The following is a 3635-nucleotide window of genomic DNA, read 5'->3' as shown; positions in this document are numbered from 1 at the left end:
GTGAAGTGATGGGTCATGCCGTATCGGGTTTGCCAATGAGTAGCAGATGTGAGCCTCCGCTGCCGATGTGAGTGTCTCCACTCACATCCTTGAAGTATTGCGAAACCATGTAAAAATAACGAAATAGAATCAGTCGTTAACCTAATTGCAATCAGGATTCAGGGTCTTTTAAATCGTCCGTACCTACGGTACTTTTGGGTATGTATTATCATTTTTATCCCGGCAATAAATTACAGGGCTATAATTTCGGTCATGCCGATGGCATTTTGCCTATGTCAATGTGTGTGTATCTCAGCTCTCGCTTCTAGCATCTGGATTCTTTGTATCTCACTCCTCCCCAAGAGATTGCCACGTCGCACGAAGAATTATTTAAAATAATAAAGTTTTTCAAGTGCTCCTCGCAATGACGCTTTCTTCTACCCTCACCCTTCCTCTGTTGCATCAAATCTAAAATTTAAAATCTACAATCAAAATGTCTCACGTCTCCCCCACATCAAATATTCCACCAATAAGTAAATTTCAAAACCACTGACCTGTTTTTGGCATAGAATGGGGCGGGGAGGTAGTTGTCTGTGAAGACCAAAAATATATCGGAGGCGGGTTTGAAACGCCATTGCAGACGGGTATTGAGATTGATATTCTCAATCTGCTCGTTGTATTGCACAAATGCTGTGATAAAAAATGTATTGGTCAATGTCAGGTCCAATCGGGGTCCGACCAACCAAAATGAGGTAACCGACCATGGTTCAGGTAGATGGATTTCATTGTAGTTGGCATTCATGGTCAAGCTGAAATAGGGCTGAAACCTGTACCCCATTTCTCCTGTAGCATTATATCTTTCCCCTTCTGCAAAGTACCCTCCGATTCTTGAGGAAAATGCATAGGTGAAGATACTCTGGGGTTTGGAGGTGAACTCAGAACCGAAGGAATACCATTGATGCTCGGTTCCGGCAGGCAATGTAAACCCACTAAAATTGGTAGGATCAAAGGGTGCCAATAGTTTGATGTAATCGTAGGCCCCCCAAGCCATTAACCTGCTCTGACTTCGAAACCTGATATTGTATGCCAGGAAAGTTTCATTGTCGGTTTGATCCAGACCGGTATCAAAAAACCTTTTGGAACTGAATTCCGGGCCATGGCTTAGGATTTTTTTACTTTCCGGAAAAAATAAATAACCAATGGTAGGGTGGATTTTGTAAAAACCTGTCCTGGGGACAAAGCCTACCTCGGCAGTGTAATTTTCTGATACATATTCATGCTGCCAGTTCCAATACAGGTTACCGCTTGCATAGCGCAAATTGGCCGCATAAACTATTCCTGAGCCTTTATCAGGACTGAAGGACTTGAGAAAAAATGTTTTTCCTGTCCATAAATTATTCGCAGAAGCAAAGTTGAATTCCATACCTGCATTCCTGTTATAGGCTGAATAAGCAGGTGACTCTCCCGGAATATCAGGGGTAAATTGTCCGGCTTGCCTGTTGACAAATATTGCTCCAATGTTGGACCTGGCCAAAACCCTCCGCTGTAAGGTGATGACTGAAAAGTTTTGACCGGCTAGATTGTCTTCCTCTACCTGTCCGGTCTGCATGCTCATGGCACCGATTCTCCAATCTTTATTGATTTTCCCGCTTAGCCTGGCACCTCCAAGAATGGGTGCATCCAATCCGATTCTTCTGGAAAAAAACGGACGGATGGTTTCATAGCCGAAGTTGCCGAACAGATCCCCGTTTTCCAGGAAAAACTGTCTTCTTTCAGGAAAAAAAAGTTCAAACCTATCCAGGTTGGTGATTTGCCTATCTACTTCCACTTGGGAGAAATCGGGGTTTACCGTGAGGTCCAGGTTCAGGGCTGAACCCAATCCGAATTTGGCATCCATACCGAAAGAACTCCTGTAGGAAGGGTCTTCTCCGGCCTGACGGTCTCGTGCCCTTCCACCCAAGCCATAAGGAATCAGGGAAATATTCGGTCCGGCAGGTGGGGGAGGATTGTCCCAAACCAAAATACCCGTATAGGCAAGTGAGGCAGAAGGAAACTGACGGGGCACAGGGGCCCATCCTGATTTTTCCGTAGTTTTCAGATCCATTCGGCTGAAATTGATCCCCCATTCCTTGATTCCTGATTTATAGCGGATAGACTTGAAAGGAATTGCTGCTTCAAAAATCCATTTATCATCATGATTGGTGACTTTGGATACCCATTTATTGTCCCAACTCAGATCCATTCTGCCGCCATCAAACATAAAACCATCCCACTGTGCGCCGGCAGCATTGGCCCCAAATGAAAAACCATTGATCTGATCATCAAAAGGGTCCATAAAGAAAATAAAGTTGTCGTTTCGACCGAAATTGAAATCCCTACGGAGGGATTCTACCATATATGGCCCTTCCATAGCATGGTGGTTAATGACAATCATGTAAATGTGTTTATCGTCATAGGCCATCCTCACATCAGTTTTTACCTTGGCAAAGCTGGTGTCCATAGGCGTAATCATAAAAAAATCAGTCGCTACATCCGCCTCCAACCAAGTTTGTTCATCCATAATCCCATCTATGATGATGGGTTCATCCGTTTTTTGGATGTTTAGGCGATAAGATGAATTTATCTTTTGGGAAAAAGAAAAACCTATAACACAAAAGTACAACAGAATCAGAAGACTGAATTTCTTCATGGGTCAGATTGGGTAATTTTCCGGGAAGCGACAAATCTAAATAAGATTTGACCGGAATGGTTAATTCTTTTTTCAATAGTTGAAGTCAGTTTAAGAATGGCCGATTTTTAATATAGTCAGCAAAAGTAAGGTTACCATATCTTAATCATTCATCAAAGCATATGTCTGCTTACCGATTTCCAATTCCTCGTTGGTAGGAATGACCAATATTTTGACTTTGGAATCCACTGTATTGACCTCCCTAAAATCAGATGATTTGATCTTGTTTTTTACCTTATCCAATGAAATCCCGAAAAACTCCATGTCCTTACAAACAGCCTCCCTCATATCGGGATCGTTTTCTCCAATACCGGCAGTAAATACAATGGTATCCAATCCATTGAGGCTGGCAGTAAAGATGCCTATATATTTCTGTATCCTGTAGGCATACAGTTCATAAGCCAAGATGGCATCTTGATTGCCTTCTTCCATGGCTTTTTTGACGTCGCGCATATCGCTAAGACCACAAAGCCCCAATAAGCCACTCTTTTTGTTCAATAAATCATTGACCTCTTTTGCTTTGAAGCCCCGTTCATTGATCAGGTGAAAAATAATGGAGGGGTCAATATCACCACTTCTGGTTCCCATCACCAAGCCTCCCATGGGGCCGAGTCCCATGCTGTGGTCAATGGATTTGCCCCCTATGATAGCGGTCATGCTGCTTCCGTTGCCGAGATGGATGGTAATGATTTTGGCATTGGGATTTCCGAGGTACTCATTTGCCTTTTTGGAAACGTACCTGTGGCTTGTACCATGAAATCCATAGGCCCGGATGCCCATTTCGGTGTAAAGTTCTTTTGGAATTGCATACCGATAGGCGCGGGGCGGCATGCTTTGATGGAAGGCCGTATCAAAAACAGCAATTTGTTTTGCTTTTGGGAATACCCTTTCTGCCACTGTAATTCCTAGATAGTTCGGCGGATTATGC

At 43.4% G+C, this 3635-nt stretch carries 2 protein-coding genes; both read right to left on the bottom strand.

Annotation, left to right across the window (positions count from 1 at the left end; translation table 11 throughout):
• Positions 1–493: 493 nt before the first annotated feature.
• The gene (locus tag ACEW8O_RS04395; protein ID WP_373493409.1) at positions 494–2668 is read right to left on the bottom strand and encodes a DUF5916 domain-containing protein; all 2175 of its coding nucleotides are present in this window, start codon (positions 2666–2668) and stop codon (positions 494–496) included.
• A gap of 141 nt (positions 2669–2809) precedes the next feature.
• The coding region (locus ACEW8O_RS04390) for an acetate/propionate family kinase (protein ID WP_373493408.1) at positions 2810–3635 on the bottom strand (826 nt) is incomplete at its 5' end.

This window comes from Aquiflexum sp., from assembly GCF_041749095.1.
Taxonomy (GTDB): domain Bacteria; phylum Bacteroidota; class Bacteroidia; order Cytophagales; family Cyclobacteriaceae; genus Aquiflexum.
This window is presented reverse-complemented; position numbering and strand designations above follow the sequence as displayed.